11 protein-coding genes are annotated in these 12,901 nt (G+C 71.4%); 5 read left to right on the top strand and 6 right to left on the bottom strand.

The window, feature by feature from the left end; all coding sequences use genetic code 11:
- Positions 1–26 precede the first annotated feature (26 nt).
- On the top strand, positions 27–857 hold the full coding sequence (locus tag ACSYGN_RS09510) for a M55 family metallopeptidase (protein WP_460393839.1): 831 nt from the start codon (positions 27–29) through the stop codon (positions 855–857).
- Between the two features lie 328 nt (positions 858–1,185).
- Here ACSYGN_RS09510 and ACSYGN_RS09505 read toward each other — a convergent pair whose 3' ends face one another.
- Both ACSYGN_RS09505 and ACSYGN_RS09500 read right to left on the bottom strand, forming a co-directional pair.
- On the bottom strand, positions 1,186–2,091 hold the full coding sequence (locus tag ACSYGN_RS09505; protein WP_460393837.1) for a hypothetical protein: 906 nt from the start codon (positions 2,089–2,091) through the stop codon (positions 1,186–1,188).
- The gene (locus ACSYGN_RS09500) at positions 2,088–3,158 is read right to left on the bottom strand and encodes an SPFH domain-containing protein (RefSeq protein WP_460393835.1); all 1,071 of its coding nucleotides are present in this window, start codon (positions 3,156–3,158) and stop codon (positions 2,088–2,090) included. Before ACSYGN_RS09500 ends, ACSYGN_RS09505 begins: the two co-directional genes overlap by 4 nt.
- A gap of 204 nt (positions 3,159–3,362) precedes the next feature.
- Here ACSYGN_RS09500 and ACSYGN_RS09495 point away from each other — a divergent pair, with 204 nt between their 5' ends.
- Both ACSYGN_RS09495 and argF read left to right on the top strand, forming a co-directional pair.
- Complete coding sequence (locus tag ACSYGN_RS09495) at positions 3,363–4,586, top strand: arginine deiminase (protein ID WP_460393833.1); 1,224 nt, start codon at positions 3,363–3,365, stop codon at positions 4,584–4,586.
- Between the two features lie 206 nt (positions 4,587–4,792).
- Positions 4,793–5,800 carry an ornithine carbamoyltransferase gene (gene argF / locus ACSYGN_RS09490; protein ID WP_460393831.1) on the top strand — a complete coding sequence of 336 codons (1,008 nt, stop codon included), beginning with the start codon at positions 4,793–4,795 and terminating at the stop codon, positions 5,798–5,800.
- A 65-nt stretch (positions 5,801–5,865) separates the two neighbouring features.
- On the opposite strand, the gene ACSYGN_RS09485 is transcribed toward argF, so the two are convergent.
- Complete coding sequence (locus ACSYGN_RS09485; protein ID WP_460393829.1) at positions 5,866–6,315, bottom strand: ATP-binding protein; 450 nt, start codon at positions 6,313–6,315, stop codon at positions 5,866–5,868.
- 387 nt (positions 6,316–6,702) lie between these two features.
- Between ACSYGN_RS09485 and ACSYGN_RS09480 the strand changes: the two genes are divergently transcribed.
- A complete protein-coding gene (locus ACSYGN_RS09480) occupies positions 6,703–7,530 on the top strand; it encodes an enoyl-CoA hydratase family protein (protein WP_460393827.1) in 828 nt (275 codons plus the stop codon).
- Between the two features lie 4 nt (positions 7,531–7,534).
- Positions 7,535–9,817 carry a bifunctional salicylyl-CoA 5-hydroxylase/oxidoreductase gene (locus ACSYGN_RS09475; protein WP_460393825.1) on the top strand — a complete coding sequence of 761 codons (2,283 nt, stop codon included), beginning with the start codon at positions 7,535–7,537 and terminating at the stop codon, positions 9,815–9,817.
- A 120-nt stretch (positions 9,818–9,937) separates the two neighbouring features.
- On the opposite strand, the gene ACSYGN_RS09470 is transcribed toward ACSYGN_RS09475, so the two are convergent.
- From ACSYGN_RS09470 to cysC, 3 genes are read right to left on the bottom strand one after another with little or no spacing between them, the layout of a single operon-like run.
- Positions 9,938–11,239 carry a sulfate adenylyltransferase subunit 1 gene (locus ACSYGN_RS09470; protein ID WP_460393823.1) on the bottom strand — a complete coding sequence of 434 codons (1,302 nt, stop codon included), beginning with the start codon at positions 11,237–11,239 and terminating at the stop codon, positions 9,938–9,940.
- A gap of 2 nt (positions 11,240–11,241) precedes the next feature.
- Complete coding sequence (gene cysD, locus ACSYGN_RS09465; protein ID WP_460393821.1) at positions 11,242–12,144, bottom strand: sulfate adenylyltransferase subunit CysD; 903 nt, start codon at positions 12,142–12,144, stop codon at positions 11,242–11,244.
- Positions 12,141–12,692, bottom strand: coding sequence for an adenylyl-sulfate kinase (cysC, locus tag ACSYGN_RS09460; protein ID WP_460393819.1), 552 nt, complete (start codon positions 12,690–12,692; stop codon positions 12,141–12,143). The genes cysD and cysC overlap by 4 nt, the downstream gene beginning before the upstream one ends.
- Between the last annotated feature and the right edge of the window lie 209 nt (positions 12,693–12,901).

Raw genomic sequence — 12,901 nt, 5'->3', positions numbered from 1 at the left:
CGTCGTAAGCGGTGGGGAGTGCACCTGTGCGGATCTACATCAGCGCCGATATGGAGGGCATCACCGGACTCGTCGACCGCGACGACGTCCAGCCCGGCGGCCGGGACTACGAGCGCGGCCGCCGGATGATGGCGCTGGACGTCAACGCGGCGGTGCGGGGGGCCTTATCGGCCGGGGCGAGTGACGTCCTCGTCAACGACGCCCACGGCCAGATGCGCAATCTGCTCCCCGAGGACCTGCACCCGGCGGCCCGGCTCATCCGCGGCAGGCCCAAGCAGTTGGGGATGCTGGAAGGGCTGGCCCCCGAGCACGACGCGATGATCTGCGTCGGCTACCACGCCCGCGCCGGTGCCCTCGGCGTGCTCAGCCACAGCTTCATGGGCCACGAGATCGAGGACATGTGGCTGGACGGCCGCCCGGTCGGTGAGATCGGGCTGGCGCAGGCCACGGCGGCGACGCTCGGCGTCCCGGTGGTCGCGCTGACCGGCGACGACACCGCCTGCACCGAGGCCACCGAGTGGGATCCGTCGATCACCGCGGTCGCCGTGAAGTACGCGACCGACCGGTTCTCGGCAGAGCTGCGTCCCGAGGACGACGCCCGTCAGGCGATCGAGGACGCGGTGTCCGCGGCGCTCGCTGCACCGATTTCCTCACCCGAGCCGGTGGAGGGGCCGGCTGTCCTGGAGGTGCGGTGGCAGTCTGCGTCTGTCCCCGCCACGTTGCTGGGGCTGCCGGGTGTTACGGCGACCGACTCTCGCACGGTTCGCGTCGAGGGCGAACTTCCCTCTCTGTATCGCCAGTTCGGCGTCTGGATGCGGGTCGCTACGGCGCTTGGCCATCAGCCGCCGTATTGCTGACCGTCGGATTTCGTCTGCGGGCCCGTTGTGGCCGGTCGCGCAGTTCCCCGCGCCCCTAGGGAGTTGCGGCTCACGTCAGCCCGAACGGCGACCCCCGAGCCGCGGGCAGCCTCCCGCCCCAGCCGCGGGCAGCCTCCCGCCCCAGCCGCGGGCAGCCTCCCGCCCCAGCCGCGGGCAGACGCCCCGCCCAGCCGCGGGCAGTCGTGCCGCTGGGGCGGCACGGGTGGGCGCGGGCGGCACCCCGTAAGCGCCGGGCTGCGCGACCCACCCCCGGCCAGCCCCAGTAGCGTCGCACCGCACCCCCGGCCAGCCCCCGCGGCAGCGCCCCTCACCCCACCAACCGCAACCGCTCCCCGCACACCCCCACCCGCACCGTCTGCCCCCACGTCAGCTCCAGCGCGTCGCCCTCCATCCCGTCGCCGAAGGCGATCAGGCGTTCCGATTCCACGGTGAGCCGGAGCCGGGCCGAGCGGGTCAGTTCGCCGGAGATCAGGGTGGTGCCGGTGGCGGGGGAGGGCCAGGCCTCGCGGACGTACCACAGCAGGCGCTCCTCCGTGGGCGAGGGCAGCCGCAGCCCGCCCCCACCCCGCCGCTCCTGCCACACCGAGCGGATCCAGCCGGTCGCCCCGGTCCCGGTGCCCACCAGCACCCCGGAGGAGGCCTGGGCCTCGACGGCACCCCTGTCGCCGTCGAGTCCCAGGCGGTACCGAGCGGTCTGATGACCCGCGGCGCCGAGGTAGATCTCGTTGAGCGCCACCAGCCGCTGCGTGTCGTCTGCTACGGCCTCGACCATCGTGAGTTCGTCCGTCCCCGTGCCCCGGGCGAGCGCGGCGGGCAGCAGCGTCGCCGCGTCGGCGGCCCGGTGCCTTACCAGCACACCCGGATTGCGCCCCGGGTCGGTGTCGATGCCCACCACCGGCTGGCCCGCCAGGTACTTGGCGACGTTGGCCACCAGACCGTCCTGGCCGACCACGACCACCACGTCCTCCGGGGCGAACAGAAAACGGTCCAGGTCGGCCCGCTCCACGCTGGCCTGACGCCAGGTCAGGGGCACGGCGGCGGTCACCTCGGCGAGTGCCGCCTTCGTACGGCGATGGCGCTCGGCGACCTCGTCGATGCCGCGCCCCCGCGAGGACAGGAAGAACGCCGCTTGGCCGTGCGTGCCGTGATGGGCCACCAGCTCCTCGTACTCCGTGGTGCGATGGACCAGCACGACCCGCGGCGCGAGGCTCACGCCTCCTCCCGCCCGGCGAGCTTCGACAGCAGCCCGGTCAGTACGTCCGGCGACACCGTCACGCTCTCGATGTGCGGCAGGTTCTCCGCCAGCCGCGTCCCGGTGAGCGCGTGCAGCGTCGTCACGTCGACGTCCCCGTGCACCCGCAGCCAGGCCGCCTGGGCCTGGGCCCGCGCCTCGCCGACCTCGCGGGCCGCCTCGGCCTCCGCCCGGGCGAGCCGTACCGCACGCGTGGCCTCGGCGTCCGCCAGCTTCACCGTCCGCGCGGCCTCCGCCTCGGCGAGTTTCACCGTGCGGGCCGCCGCCGCCTCCGCGCGCACCGCGTCCGCGGCGGCGTGCTCCTCGGCCTCGCGGCGCGCGTTGGTGCCGCGCTGCTCGACCAACTGCTCCTCACGGCGGGCGAGTTCGATCTGGCTGGCCAGCTCGTTCTCGGCGATCGTCCGCTCCCGCTCGACGGCCACCGCGCGCCGCTCGTACGTCGCCCGGTCGGCCTCCTGCTGGATCTGCTCCCGGGCCGGGGTGCGCAGCGCCCGCTCCACCTCCGGCTCGGGCCGCAGCGCCACGACACGTACCGCGACCACCTCGATGCCGGTGGCCGGCAGCCGGGGCTCGGCGCCCAGCCCCTCCGCGACCCGCTCGCGCACCGCGGCCACCCCGTCGGCCAGCGCCGCCGACAGCGGCGTACGGGCGAGGACGGCCAGCGCGTGCTGCTGCGCGGTCTCCGTGAGCAGGGTGCCGAGCTGCTCCAGCGGGGCACCGCGCCACACGCCGGTGTCGGGGGAGACGGAGAAGTCGAGGCGGGCGGCAGCGACGGCGGGGTCGCTGATCCGGTAGGTGACCGTCGCCTGCACCGTCACGTCCTGGAAGTCGGAGGTGCGGGCGTGGAAGGTCATCGCCAGTTCGCGGTCGTCGACCGGTATCTCCGACAGCGCCGCGTGCAGCGCCCGGAACCAGAAGCTCAGCCCGGTTCCGTCATGGGCGAGCTGACCCGAGCTGTGGTGTCTGATGTGCGCCGTCGGCGCGCCCCGAAGATGGCGCCAGCCCAGGCGCCGGGTGATGTCGGCCATGTGGCCCCCCTTGCTGATTTTCGTCATGTGGACGATAAGCGGAACGCCTGCTTGTCGTCAAGGGGACGAAAACAGGGATCTCGAAAACAGGACTCCCGGCCGATCGGTGCCGCGATGTGACGGCCTCGTCCCGTCTCGTGGTGAGACGATCTCGTTATCGCACCACAATGGGTGAAGGCGGGCGCCGGTGGTCAGGATGGAGTCATGGGATTCCACGTCGACTCCGAGGCCGGGCGGCTGCGCCGCGTCATCCTGCACCGCCCCGATCTCGAGCTCAAAAGGCTCACCCCCAGCAACAAGGACGCCCTGCTCTTCGACGATGTGCTGTGGGTGCGCCGGGCCCGCGCCGAGCACGACGGGTTCGCCGATGTGCTGCGCGACCGCGGTGTCGTCGTGCACCTCTTCGGCGACCTGCTCACCGAGGCCCTGGACATCCCGGAGGCCCGAAGACTCGTCCTGGACCGGGTCTTCGACGAGAAGGAGTACGGCCCCCTCGCCACCGACCACCTCCGTGCCGCCTTCGAGGCGCTGCCCTCCCGTGAGCTCGGCGAGGCGCTGGTCGGCGGCATGACCAAGCGCGAGTTCCTGGAGGCCCACCAGGAGCCGACCTCGGTGCGCTTCCATGTCATGGAGCTCGACGACTTCCTGCTCCGCCCGCTGCCCAACCATCTCTTCACCCGGGACACCTCCGCCTGGATCTACGACGGCGTCTCCATCAACGCGATGCGCTGGCCCGCCCGGCAGCGCGAGACCGTGCACTTCGAGGCCATCTACCGGCACCATCCCCTCTTCCGGGACGAGGAGTTCCACATCTGGTCCGAGGGCCAGGCCGACTATCCGTCCACCATCGAGGGCGGGGACGTGATGGTCATCGGCCGTGGCGCCGTCCTCATCGGCATGAGCGAACGCACCACCCCGCAGGCCGTGGAGATGCTCGCCCACAAGCTGTTCGCCGCCGGGTCCGCCCGTACGATCGTCGCGCTCGACATGCCGAAGAGCCGGGCCCTGATGCATCTCGACACCGTGATGACGATGGTCGACGGCGATGTCTTCACCCAGTACGGCGGCCTCGGCATGCTCCGCTCGTACACCATCGAACCGGGTGTGAGCGAGAAGGAGCTCAAGGTCACCGACCATCCGCCGGAGCATATGCATCGCGCGATCGCCGCCGCCCTCGGGCTGAGCGAGATCCGTGTCCTGACCGCCACCCAGGACGTGCATGCCGCCGAGCGCGAGCAGTGGGACGACGGCTGCAATGTCCTGGCCGTCGAACCGGGCGTCGTCGTCGCCTACGAACGCAACTCCACCACCAACACCCACCTGCGCAAACAAGGTATCGAGGTCATCGAGATCCCGGGCAGCGAACTGGGCCGGGGCCGCGGCGGCCCGCGCTGTATGAGCTGCCCGGTCGAACGGCTGGCCGTCTAGGCGGCCTTCCCGGCGGATGGGCGGTCGCCGAGAACGGGTGCCGGTTGCACGGAACGGGTGGCCGGTCGCATGGGACGGGTGCCGGACGAGTCGAACGGGTGGCTGTATAGAAATGCTGAGCCTCGTATAGACTTCCGGGACTGATCGTCCGAGCCCCTCTCCCTCCTCCCACCCCCGCACCACCCGCGACCCCAGGAGCACGACCCATGGCGACCGTCCCGACCGCCCTCACCGGCCGTCACTTCCTCAAGGAGCTGGACCTCACCGACGGCGAGTTCCGCGCGCTGATCGAGCTGGCCGCCGAGCTGAAGGCGGCCAAGAAGGCCGGGACCGAGACGCGGTATCTGTGTGGGAAGAACATCGCGCTGATCTTCGAGAAGACCTCGACCCGCACCCGCTGCGCGTTCGAGGTCGCCGCCGCCGACCAGGGCGCCTCGACGACGTACCTCGACCCGTCGGGCTCGCAGATCGGGCACAAGGAGTCCGTGAAGGACACCGCGCGGGTGCTGGGCCGTATGTACGACGGGATCCAGTACCGCGGCGACAGCCAGGCCAAGGTCGAGGAACTCGCCGCGTACGCCGGGGTCCCCGTGTTCAACGGCCTCACCGACGACTGGCACCCCACCCAGATGCTCGCCGACGTGCTCACCATGACCGAGCACTCGGCCAAGCCCCTCACCGAGATCGCCTACGCCTACCTCGGCGACGCCCGCTTCAACATGGGCAACTCCTACCTGGTCACCGGCGCCCTGCTCGGCATGGACGTCCGGATCGTCGCACCCCGCGCCTACTGGCCGGCCGAGGACATCGTGGCCCGGGCCCGCAAGCTGGCCGAGGGGACCGGCGCCCGCATCACCCTCACCGAGCGGACCGACGAGGGCGTGCGCGGCGCCGACTTCGTGGCGACCGACGTATGGGTGTCGATGGGCGAGCCCAAGGAGGTCTGGGCCGAGCGCATCGCCGCGCTGTCGCCGTACGCCGTGACCATGGACGTCCTGCGCGCCACCGGCAACCCGGACGTCAGGTTCCTGCACTGCCTGCCGGCCTTCCACGACCTGGGCACCAAGGTCGGCCGCGAGATCCACGAGGAGTACGGCCTGGACTCGCTGGAAGTCACCGACGAGGTCTTCGAGTCCCCGTACTCGGTCGTCTTCGACGAGGCGGAGAACCGTCTGCACACCATCAAGGCGGTGCTGGTGGCGACCCTCGCCTGACCGCCCCCGCTCACGGCCTGCTCAAGGCCTGTTCACGGCCTGCTGAAGGCCTGCTCGCGACCCGTTCACGGCTGGGTCCGGTGCCGCCGCTGCGGCGGCACCACGGGCAGCCGGAACCACACCGCCTTGCCGGACCCACTGCGGCGATGCCCGCAGGACGAGCTGAGGGAGCGGATCAGCAGCAGCCCGCGACCGTGCTCCTGCCAGGGATCGGGACTGCCGTCCGTACCAGGCCGGGTCAGATCGCCCGGCGGCGCCGGGTCCGGGTCGTGCACCTCTATCCGGCACCCCGTCGGCAGCAGCTCCATCACCAGCTCGATCGGGGTGCTCCCGGCCGTGTGCTCCACGGCGTTCGCCACCAGTTCCGCGGTGAGCAGTTCCGCGGTGTCCCGGTCGGTCCCGTGCTCCGCCCCGGCGAGTGCCGTGCGGATCAGCGCGCGGGCCACGGGCACGGCCGCGGCCGAGTGGGGCAGCGCCACCCGCCAGGAGGCGGACGCTGAGGGACGTTCTTGCACGGTCGTTCCGTTTCTGAGCAGGTTGTCCTGCCTTCAACCTTATGAAGGGTGCGGCTCCGTCCGGCAGGGGCGTTTCGACGGATGCCGTACGGGACCTTCGGCCCCGGTACCAGGCGGAGTACCCCCGTCCGTGCCCGCCCTCCCGCGCCCGGGCAGTTTGTTACCACGCCATCGACGATCCGTGACACGTCGACGGGCGCCCCTCACGTTGTATCGCCTTGTATTGCTCTCGTGACGACGGTCACGAGAGAGTGATAACTTCGTAAGCAGGCCGAGCGATTCGGGCCCGCTGCTCACAAGATCCGCCCAGAGATCCGCCCAACGGATCCAACCAGAGATCCTCCGAGAGATTCGTGTCCGCGCCACCGTCCGAGGAGGCCGCACGTCATGAGTCCCTTCACCGGCTCCGCCGCCCGCACCCCCCACTGGCGGCATCTGCGCGTCGACATCGCCGACGGGGTCGCGACCGTCACCCTGGCCCGCCCGGAGACGCTGAACGCGCTCACCTTCGGCGCCTACGCCGATCTGCGCGATCTGCTCGCCGAGCTGTCCCGCGAGCGCTCGGTGCGCGCCCTGGTGCTGGCGGGGGAGGGGCGCGGCTTCTGCTCCGGCGGCGACGTCGACGAGATCATCGGTGCCACCCTCGCCATGGACACGGCGCAGCTGCTCGACTTCAACCGGATGACCGGGCAGGTCGTACGGGCCGTACGGGAGTGCCCGTTCCCGGTGGTCGCCGCGCTGCACGGGGTCGCGGCGGGCGCCGGGGCGGTGCTCGCCCTCGCGGCCGACTTCCGGGTCGCCGACCCCACCTCCCGCTTCGCCTTCCTCTTCACCCGCGTCGGTCTGTCCGGCGGCGACATGGGCGCCGCCTATCTGCTGCCCCGGGTCGTCGGGCTCGGCCATGCCACCCGGCTGCTGATGCTCGGTGAGCCGGTACGGGCCGCCGAGGCCGAGCGGATCGGCCTGATCAGCGAACTGACCGAGGAAGGCGGGGCCGACACGGCCGCCCGCGCTCTGGCCCGCCGCCTCTCCGAGGGCCCGGCGCTCGCGCTGGCGCAGACCAAGGCGCTGCTCACCGCCGAACTCGACATGCCGCTGGCTGCCGCCGTCGAACTGGACGCCGCCACCCAGGCCCTCCTGATGAACGGCGAGGACTACGCCGAGTTCCACGCCGCCTTCGCCGCGAAACGCCCGCCGAAGTGGCGGGGGAGGTGAGGCGATGGCCCAGAAGACTGCCTTGAAGGTCGCTGTGGCAGGCGGCGGACCCGGCGGGCTGTACGCGGCAGCGCTGCTCAAACGTCTCGACCCGGCCCGCGAGATCACCGTCTGGGAGCGCAACGCCCCCGACGACACCTTCGGCTTCGGTGTCGTCCTGTCCGACGAGACGCTCGGCGGCATCGAGCACGCCGACCCGGTCGTCCACGCCGCCCTCGAACGGCACTTCGTGCGCTGGGACGACATCGACATCGTGCACCGCGGCACCCGCCGCACCTGCGGCGGCCACGGCTTCGCCGCCCTCGGCCGGCGCACGCTCCTCCAGATCCTTCACGAACGCTGCCGCTCCCTCGGCGTCGAGCTGCGCTTTTGCACCGAGGCGCCGTTCCCCGCACGGCCGACGGAGGACTACGACCTCGTCATCGCCGCCGACGGTGTGCACAGCGCGCTGCGCACGGCCCACGCCGAGGTGTTCCGGCCCCGGATCACCGGCCACCGGTGCCGCTACATCTGGCTCGCCGCGGACTTCGCCTTCGACGCCTTCCGCTTCGAGATCGCCGAGACCGAGCACGGCGTGATGCAGCTGCACGGCTACCCTTACGCGCCGGACGCCTCCACGGTGATCGTGGAGATGCGCGAAGAGGTGTGGCGGGCGGCCGGGTTCGACCGGCTCGACGAGCGGGAGTCCGTCGAACGCTGCGCCAAGATCTTCGCGGACGCGCTCGGCGGACGGCCGCTGTCGTCCAACGACTCGGCCTGGACGACCTTCCGCACGGTCGTCAACGAGCGCTGGTCGCACGGCAATGTCGTCCTCCTCGGCGACGCCGCGCACACCGCCCACTTCTCCATCGGCTCCGGCACCAAGCTCGCCGTCGAGGACGCCGTCGCCCTGGCCGCCTGCCTGAGCGAACACCCCTCCCTGGAGGGGGCGTTGGCTGCCTACGAGGAGGAACGCAAGCCCGTTGTCGCGTCCACCCAGCGGGCGGCGCGGGCAAGTCTCGAATGGTTCGAGAACCTCGCCCTCCAGGTCGGCCAGCCGCCGTACCGGTTCGCGTTCAACCTGCTCACCCGCAGCCGCCGCGTCACCCATGACAACCTGCGGCTGCGCGACGCCCGCTTCACCGCGGCCGTGGAACGGGAGTCCGGCTGCCCGCCCGGCACGCCTCCGATGTTCACCCCGTTCCGGCTGCGCGGACTGACCCTGCGCAACCGGGTCGTGGTGTCCCCCATGGACATGTACTCCGCCCGCGACGGAGTCCCCGGCGACTTCCACCTCGTCCATCTCGGCGCCCGGGCGCTGGGCGGCGCCGGACTGGTGATGACGGAGATGGTGTGCGTCAGCCCCGAGGGGCGGATCACCCCGGGCTGTGCGGGCCTCTACACCGGGCAACAGGCCCAGGCGTGGCGGCGGATCACCGACTTCGTGCACCGCACGGCGCCGGGCACCGCCATCGGGGTGCAGCTCGGGCACAGCGGCCGCAAGGGGTCCACCAAGCTCATGTGGGAAGGCATGGACGAGCCGCTCGATGAGGGCAACTGGTCCCTGGTGGCGGCGTCACCGGTGCCGTACCGGCCCGGCGGGCAGGTGCCACGCCAGCTGACCCGAGCGCAACTCACCGACGTCAGAGGCCAGTTCACGGAAGCCGCGGTCCGTGCCGCCCGCGCCGGGTTCGATCTCCTCGAACTGCACTGCGCGCACGGCTATCTGCTCTCCGGCTTCCTCTCCCCGCTCACCAACCTGCGCACCGACGCCTACGGCGGCTCACCGGAGAGACGGCTGCGCTTCCCGCTGGAGGTCTTCGACGCCGTACGCGAAGTGTGGCCCTCCGAACGGCCGTTGACCGTGCGCATCTCCGCCGTCGACTGGGCCGACGGCGGCAACACCCCCGACGACGCGGTGGTGATCGCGCGGGCCTTCGCTGCGCACGGCGCCGACGCGATCGATGTGTCGGCCGGGCAGGTCGTGTCCGACGAACGGCCGGAGTACGGGCGGTCGTACCAGACGCCGTTCGCCGACCGGATCCGGCACGAGGTGGGCGTACCGGTGATCGCGGTCGGTGCGATCTCTTCCTGGGACGATGTCAACTCGCTGATCCTGGCGGGCCGTACAGATCTGTGCGCCCTTGCCCGCCCGCATCTGTACGACCCGCACTGGACCCTGCACGCCGCGGCCGAGCAGGCCTACGACGGCCCCGGCGCCGTCTGGCCCGCCCCCTACCGCGCGGGCAGCCGGCCGCCGCGGACCGGGCGCACGGACACTCCCCTGCCCCGGCTCGGCCGTGCCTGAGCCTCAGCCGCCGACCACCTGCCGATGGCCGCTGACCACCCGTCGGTCGACGCTGACCACTTGCCGATCGCCGACAGCGGATGGGCTGCCGACGCCGGCTGACAGGTGGTCAGCGGCAGCTCAGTCGCCGACCACGGCCATGCCCGCCGTCAGCGTCGCCCCGTCGGCCGCGTCGATCAGGATGAACGCGCCTGTGCGGCGGGAGACGGCGTACTCGTCGAGGGCGAGCGGCTCGGCGGTGCGCAGGGTGACCCGGCCAAGGTCGTTCACGGTCAGCGACTCGGCCCCGGCGAGGTCGTGGACGATCGCCTTGACCGTGCGGGTGGTGTGCTTGATCAGCACCCGGTCGCCGACCCTGAGCGGCCGGTCGGCCAGATGGCAGACGGACGCCCGTACCACCTGGGTCAGCGCGGGCACGTCCACCCCCGCCGTGATCATGTCGCCCCGCGAGACGTCCCGCTGGTCGGCCAGCCGCACCCCGATCGACTGCGGCGCGTACGCCTCGGTGACCTCGGTGCCCAGCACGTCGATCCCGGTGATCTCGGAGCTCTCCCCGGACGGATGCACCGTCACCCGGTCGCCGACGCGCAGCGTGCCGGACACCAACTGGCCCGCGTAAGAACGGTGTTCGCCGTGCCGAATGACGTACTGGACGGGGAAGCGGGCGGGGGCGTCGGCCTGGTCGACGTGGACCGGGACCTCCTCCAGGAACTCCAGCAGCGCCGGGCCGGTGTACCAGTCCATGTGCGCCGAGCGCTCTACGACGTTGTCGCCGATGAGCGCCGAGACCGGGATCGGGGTGAAGCCCGGCAGGTCCAGTTCAGCCGTCTGGACCGTGAAGTCCTTGACGATACGGTCGAATTCGGCCTGCTCGTAGCCGACCAGGTCCATCTTGTTGACGGCGAGGACGACATGCGGCACCCGCAGCAGCGCGGCGACGGCGGCATGCCGGCGGGTCTGCTCGACGACGCCGTTGCGGGCGTCGATCAGGATGATCGCCAGCTCGGCGGTCGAGGCGCCGGTGACCATGTTGCGGGTGTACTGCACATGGCCGGGGGTGTCGGCGAGGATGAAGCGGCGCTTCGGGGTGGCGAAGTAGCGGTAGGCCACGTCGATGGTGATGCCCTGTTCTCGCTCGGCGCGCAGGCCGTCGGTGAGCAGTGCGAGGTCCGGGCCCTCCTGGCCGCGGTTGCGGGAGGCGTGCTCGACGGCCTCCAGCTGGTCGGCGAGGACCGACTTGGAGTCGTGCAGCAGCCGTCCGACCAGGGTGGACTTGCCGTCGTCGACGGAACCGGCGGTCGCGAACCGCAGGGTGTCGATCGTGGCGCAGGGGGCCGCGGCCGACGGCAGCCCGGGCGCGGACGTCAGATCCGCGGACGCCGGATCCGCGGTCGCCGCGGCGGGTTCGGTGATGGTGGTCATGCTCAGAAGTACCCCTCGCGCTTACGGTCCTCCATGGCGGCCTCGGACAGCTTGTCGTCGGCACGTGTGGCTCCGCGCTCGGTGAGCCGGGAGGCGGCGATCTCGGAGATCACCTTCTCGATGGTGTCGGCGTCGGAGTCGACGGCGCCGGTGCAGGACATGTCGCCGACGGTGCGGTAGCGCACCTGGCGCTTCTCGACTCTCTCGCCCGCCCTTGGCCCGCCCCACTCTCCGGCGGTGAGCCACATGCCGCCGCGCCGGAACACCTCGCGGTGGTGGGCGTAGTAGATGGACGGCAGTTCGATCTCCTCGCGGGCGATGTACTGCCAGACGTCCAGTTCGGTCCAGTTGGACAGCGGGAAGACCCGGACGTGCTCGCCGGGGGCGTGGCGGCCGTTGTAGAGGTTCCACAGCTCGGGGCGCTGGCGGCGCGGGTCCCACTGGGAGAACTCGTCGCGCAGCGAGAACACCCGCTCCTTCGCCCGCGCCTTCTCCTCGTCGCGCCGTCCGCCGCCGAACACCGCGTCGAATCTCTCGTTCTGGATCTTCTCGGTGAGCGGCAGCGTCTGGAGCGGGTTACGGGTCCCGTCGGCCCGCTCGCGCAGCACTCCGCGGTCGATGTAGTCCTGGACCAGGGCGACGTGCAGCCGCAGCCCGTGCCGGGCCACCGTGCGGTCGCGGTAATCGAGCACCTCGGGGAAGTTGTGTCCCGTGTCGACGTGCAGGAGGGAGAAGGGAACGGGCGCCGGGGCGAACGCCTTCAGCGCGAGGTGCAGCATGACGATGGAGTCCTTGCCGCCGGAGAAGAGGATCACCGGCCGCTCGAACTCACCCGCCACCTCACGGAAGATGTGCACCGCCTCCGACTCCAGCGTGTCCAGATGCGAGAGGGGGACGCCGCTCACACCAGCCTCCGCTCCGCCAGCAGCGCGTACACCGCGTCCGCGGACTGCGCCGGGCTCTGCTCCTGGGTGCGCAGCACCAGCGCCGGATCGGCCGGCGGCTCGTACGGGTCGTCGACCCCCGTCAGCCCGGACAGCTCGCCCGCCGCCTGCCGGGCGTACAGGCCCTTCACATCCCGCTCGCTGCACACCTCGACCGGGGTGGCCACATGCACCTCCAGATACGGCGTGGCGCTCTTCTCGTGCCGTCTGCGCACCGCCTCCCGGCTGTCGGCGTACGGCGCGATGACCGGGACGACGGACAGCACGCCGTTGCGGGCCAGCACCTCGGACACCAGCCCGATGCGCTGCACATTGGTGTCGCGGTCCTCGCGGGAGAAGCCCAGACCGGCGGAGAGGAAACGGCGTATCTCGTCGCCGTCGAGCACCTCGACGCGCCGTCCTTCGGCCTTGAGCCGGTCGCCGAGCAACCGGGCGATGGTCGTCTTCCCCGCACTAGGCAGCCCCGTGAGCCAGACGGTGGCTCCCTGAGCCCTAGCCGTGGTGGTCATCCGCACCTGTCCTCTTTCTTACCTCGGGCAAACGCTGGTTGAACGCTAGGTAAGAAACATGAGAAGAGGGATGGAATGAGCTGAGGGTTCACTTAGGGCCAGCAGATGTGCCAGGGATCACAGCTACGTGCCGCCGGATCACAGGCGCGCGCCGCCGTCACGAGGATGTGCGTGCCGCCGTCACGAGGATGTGCGTGCCGCCGTCACGA

Source organism: Streptomyces sp. YIM S03343, from assembly GCF_054729195.1.
The sequence above is the reverse complement of the archived record's forward strand: the minus strand, read 5'-3'. Positions and strand labels throughout refer to the sequence as shown.

Bases quoted from the DNA above. Each gene is read 5' to 3' on its own strand.
- ACSYGN_RS09500 (WP_460393835.1), bottom strand. From the start codon at position 3,158: ATGGCCGACATCACCCGGCGCCTGGGCTGGCGCCATCTTCGGGGCGCG.
- ACSYGN_RS09495 (WP_460393833.1), top strand. From the start codon at position 3,363: ATGGGATTCCACGTCGACTCCGAGGCCGGGCGGCTGCGCCGCGTCATC.
- argF (WP_460393831.1), top strand. From the start codon at position 4,793: ATGGCGACCGTCCCGACCGCCCTCACCGGCCGTCACTTCCTCAAGGAG.
- ACSYGN_RS09480 (WP_460393827.1), top strand. From the start codon at position 6,703: ATGAGTCCCTTCACCGGCTCCGCCGCCCGCACCCCCCACTGGCGGCAT.
- ACSYGN_RS09475 (WP_460393825.1), top strand. From the start codon at position 7,535: ATGGCCCAGAAGACTGCCTTGAAGGTCGCTGTGGCAGGCGGCGGACCC.
- ACSYGN_RS09470 (WP_460393823.1), bottom strand. From the start codon at position 11,239: ATGACCACCATCACCGAACCCGCCGCGGCGACCGCGGATCCGGCGTCC.
- cysC (WP_460393819.1), bottom strand. From the start codon at position 12,692: ATGACCACCACGGCTAGGGCTCAGGGAGCCACCGTCTGGCTCACGGGG.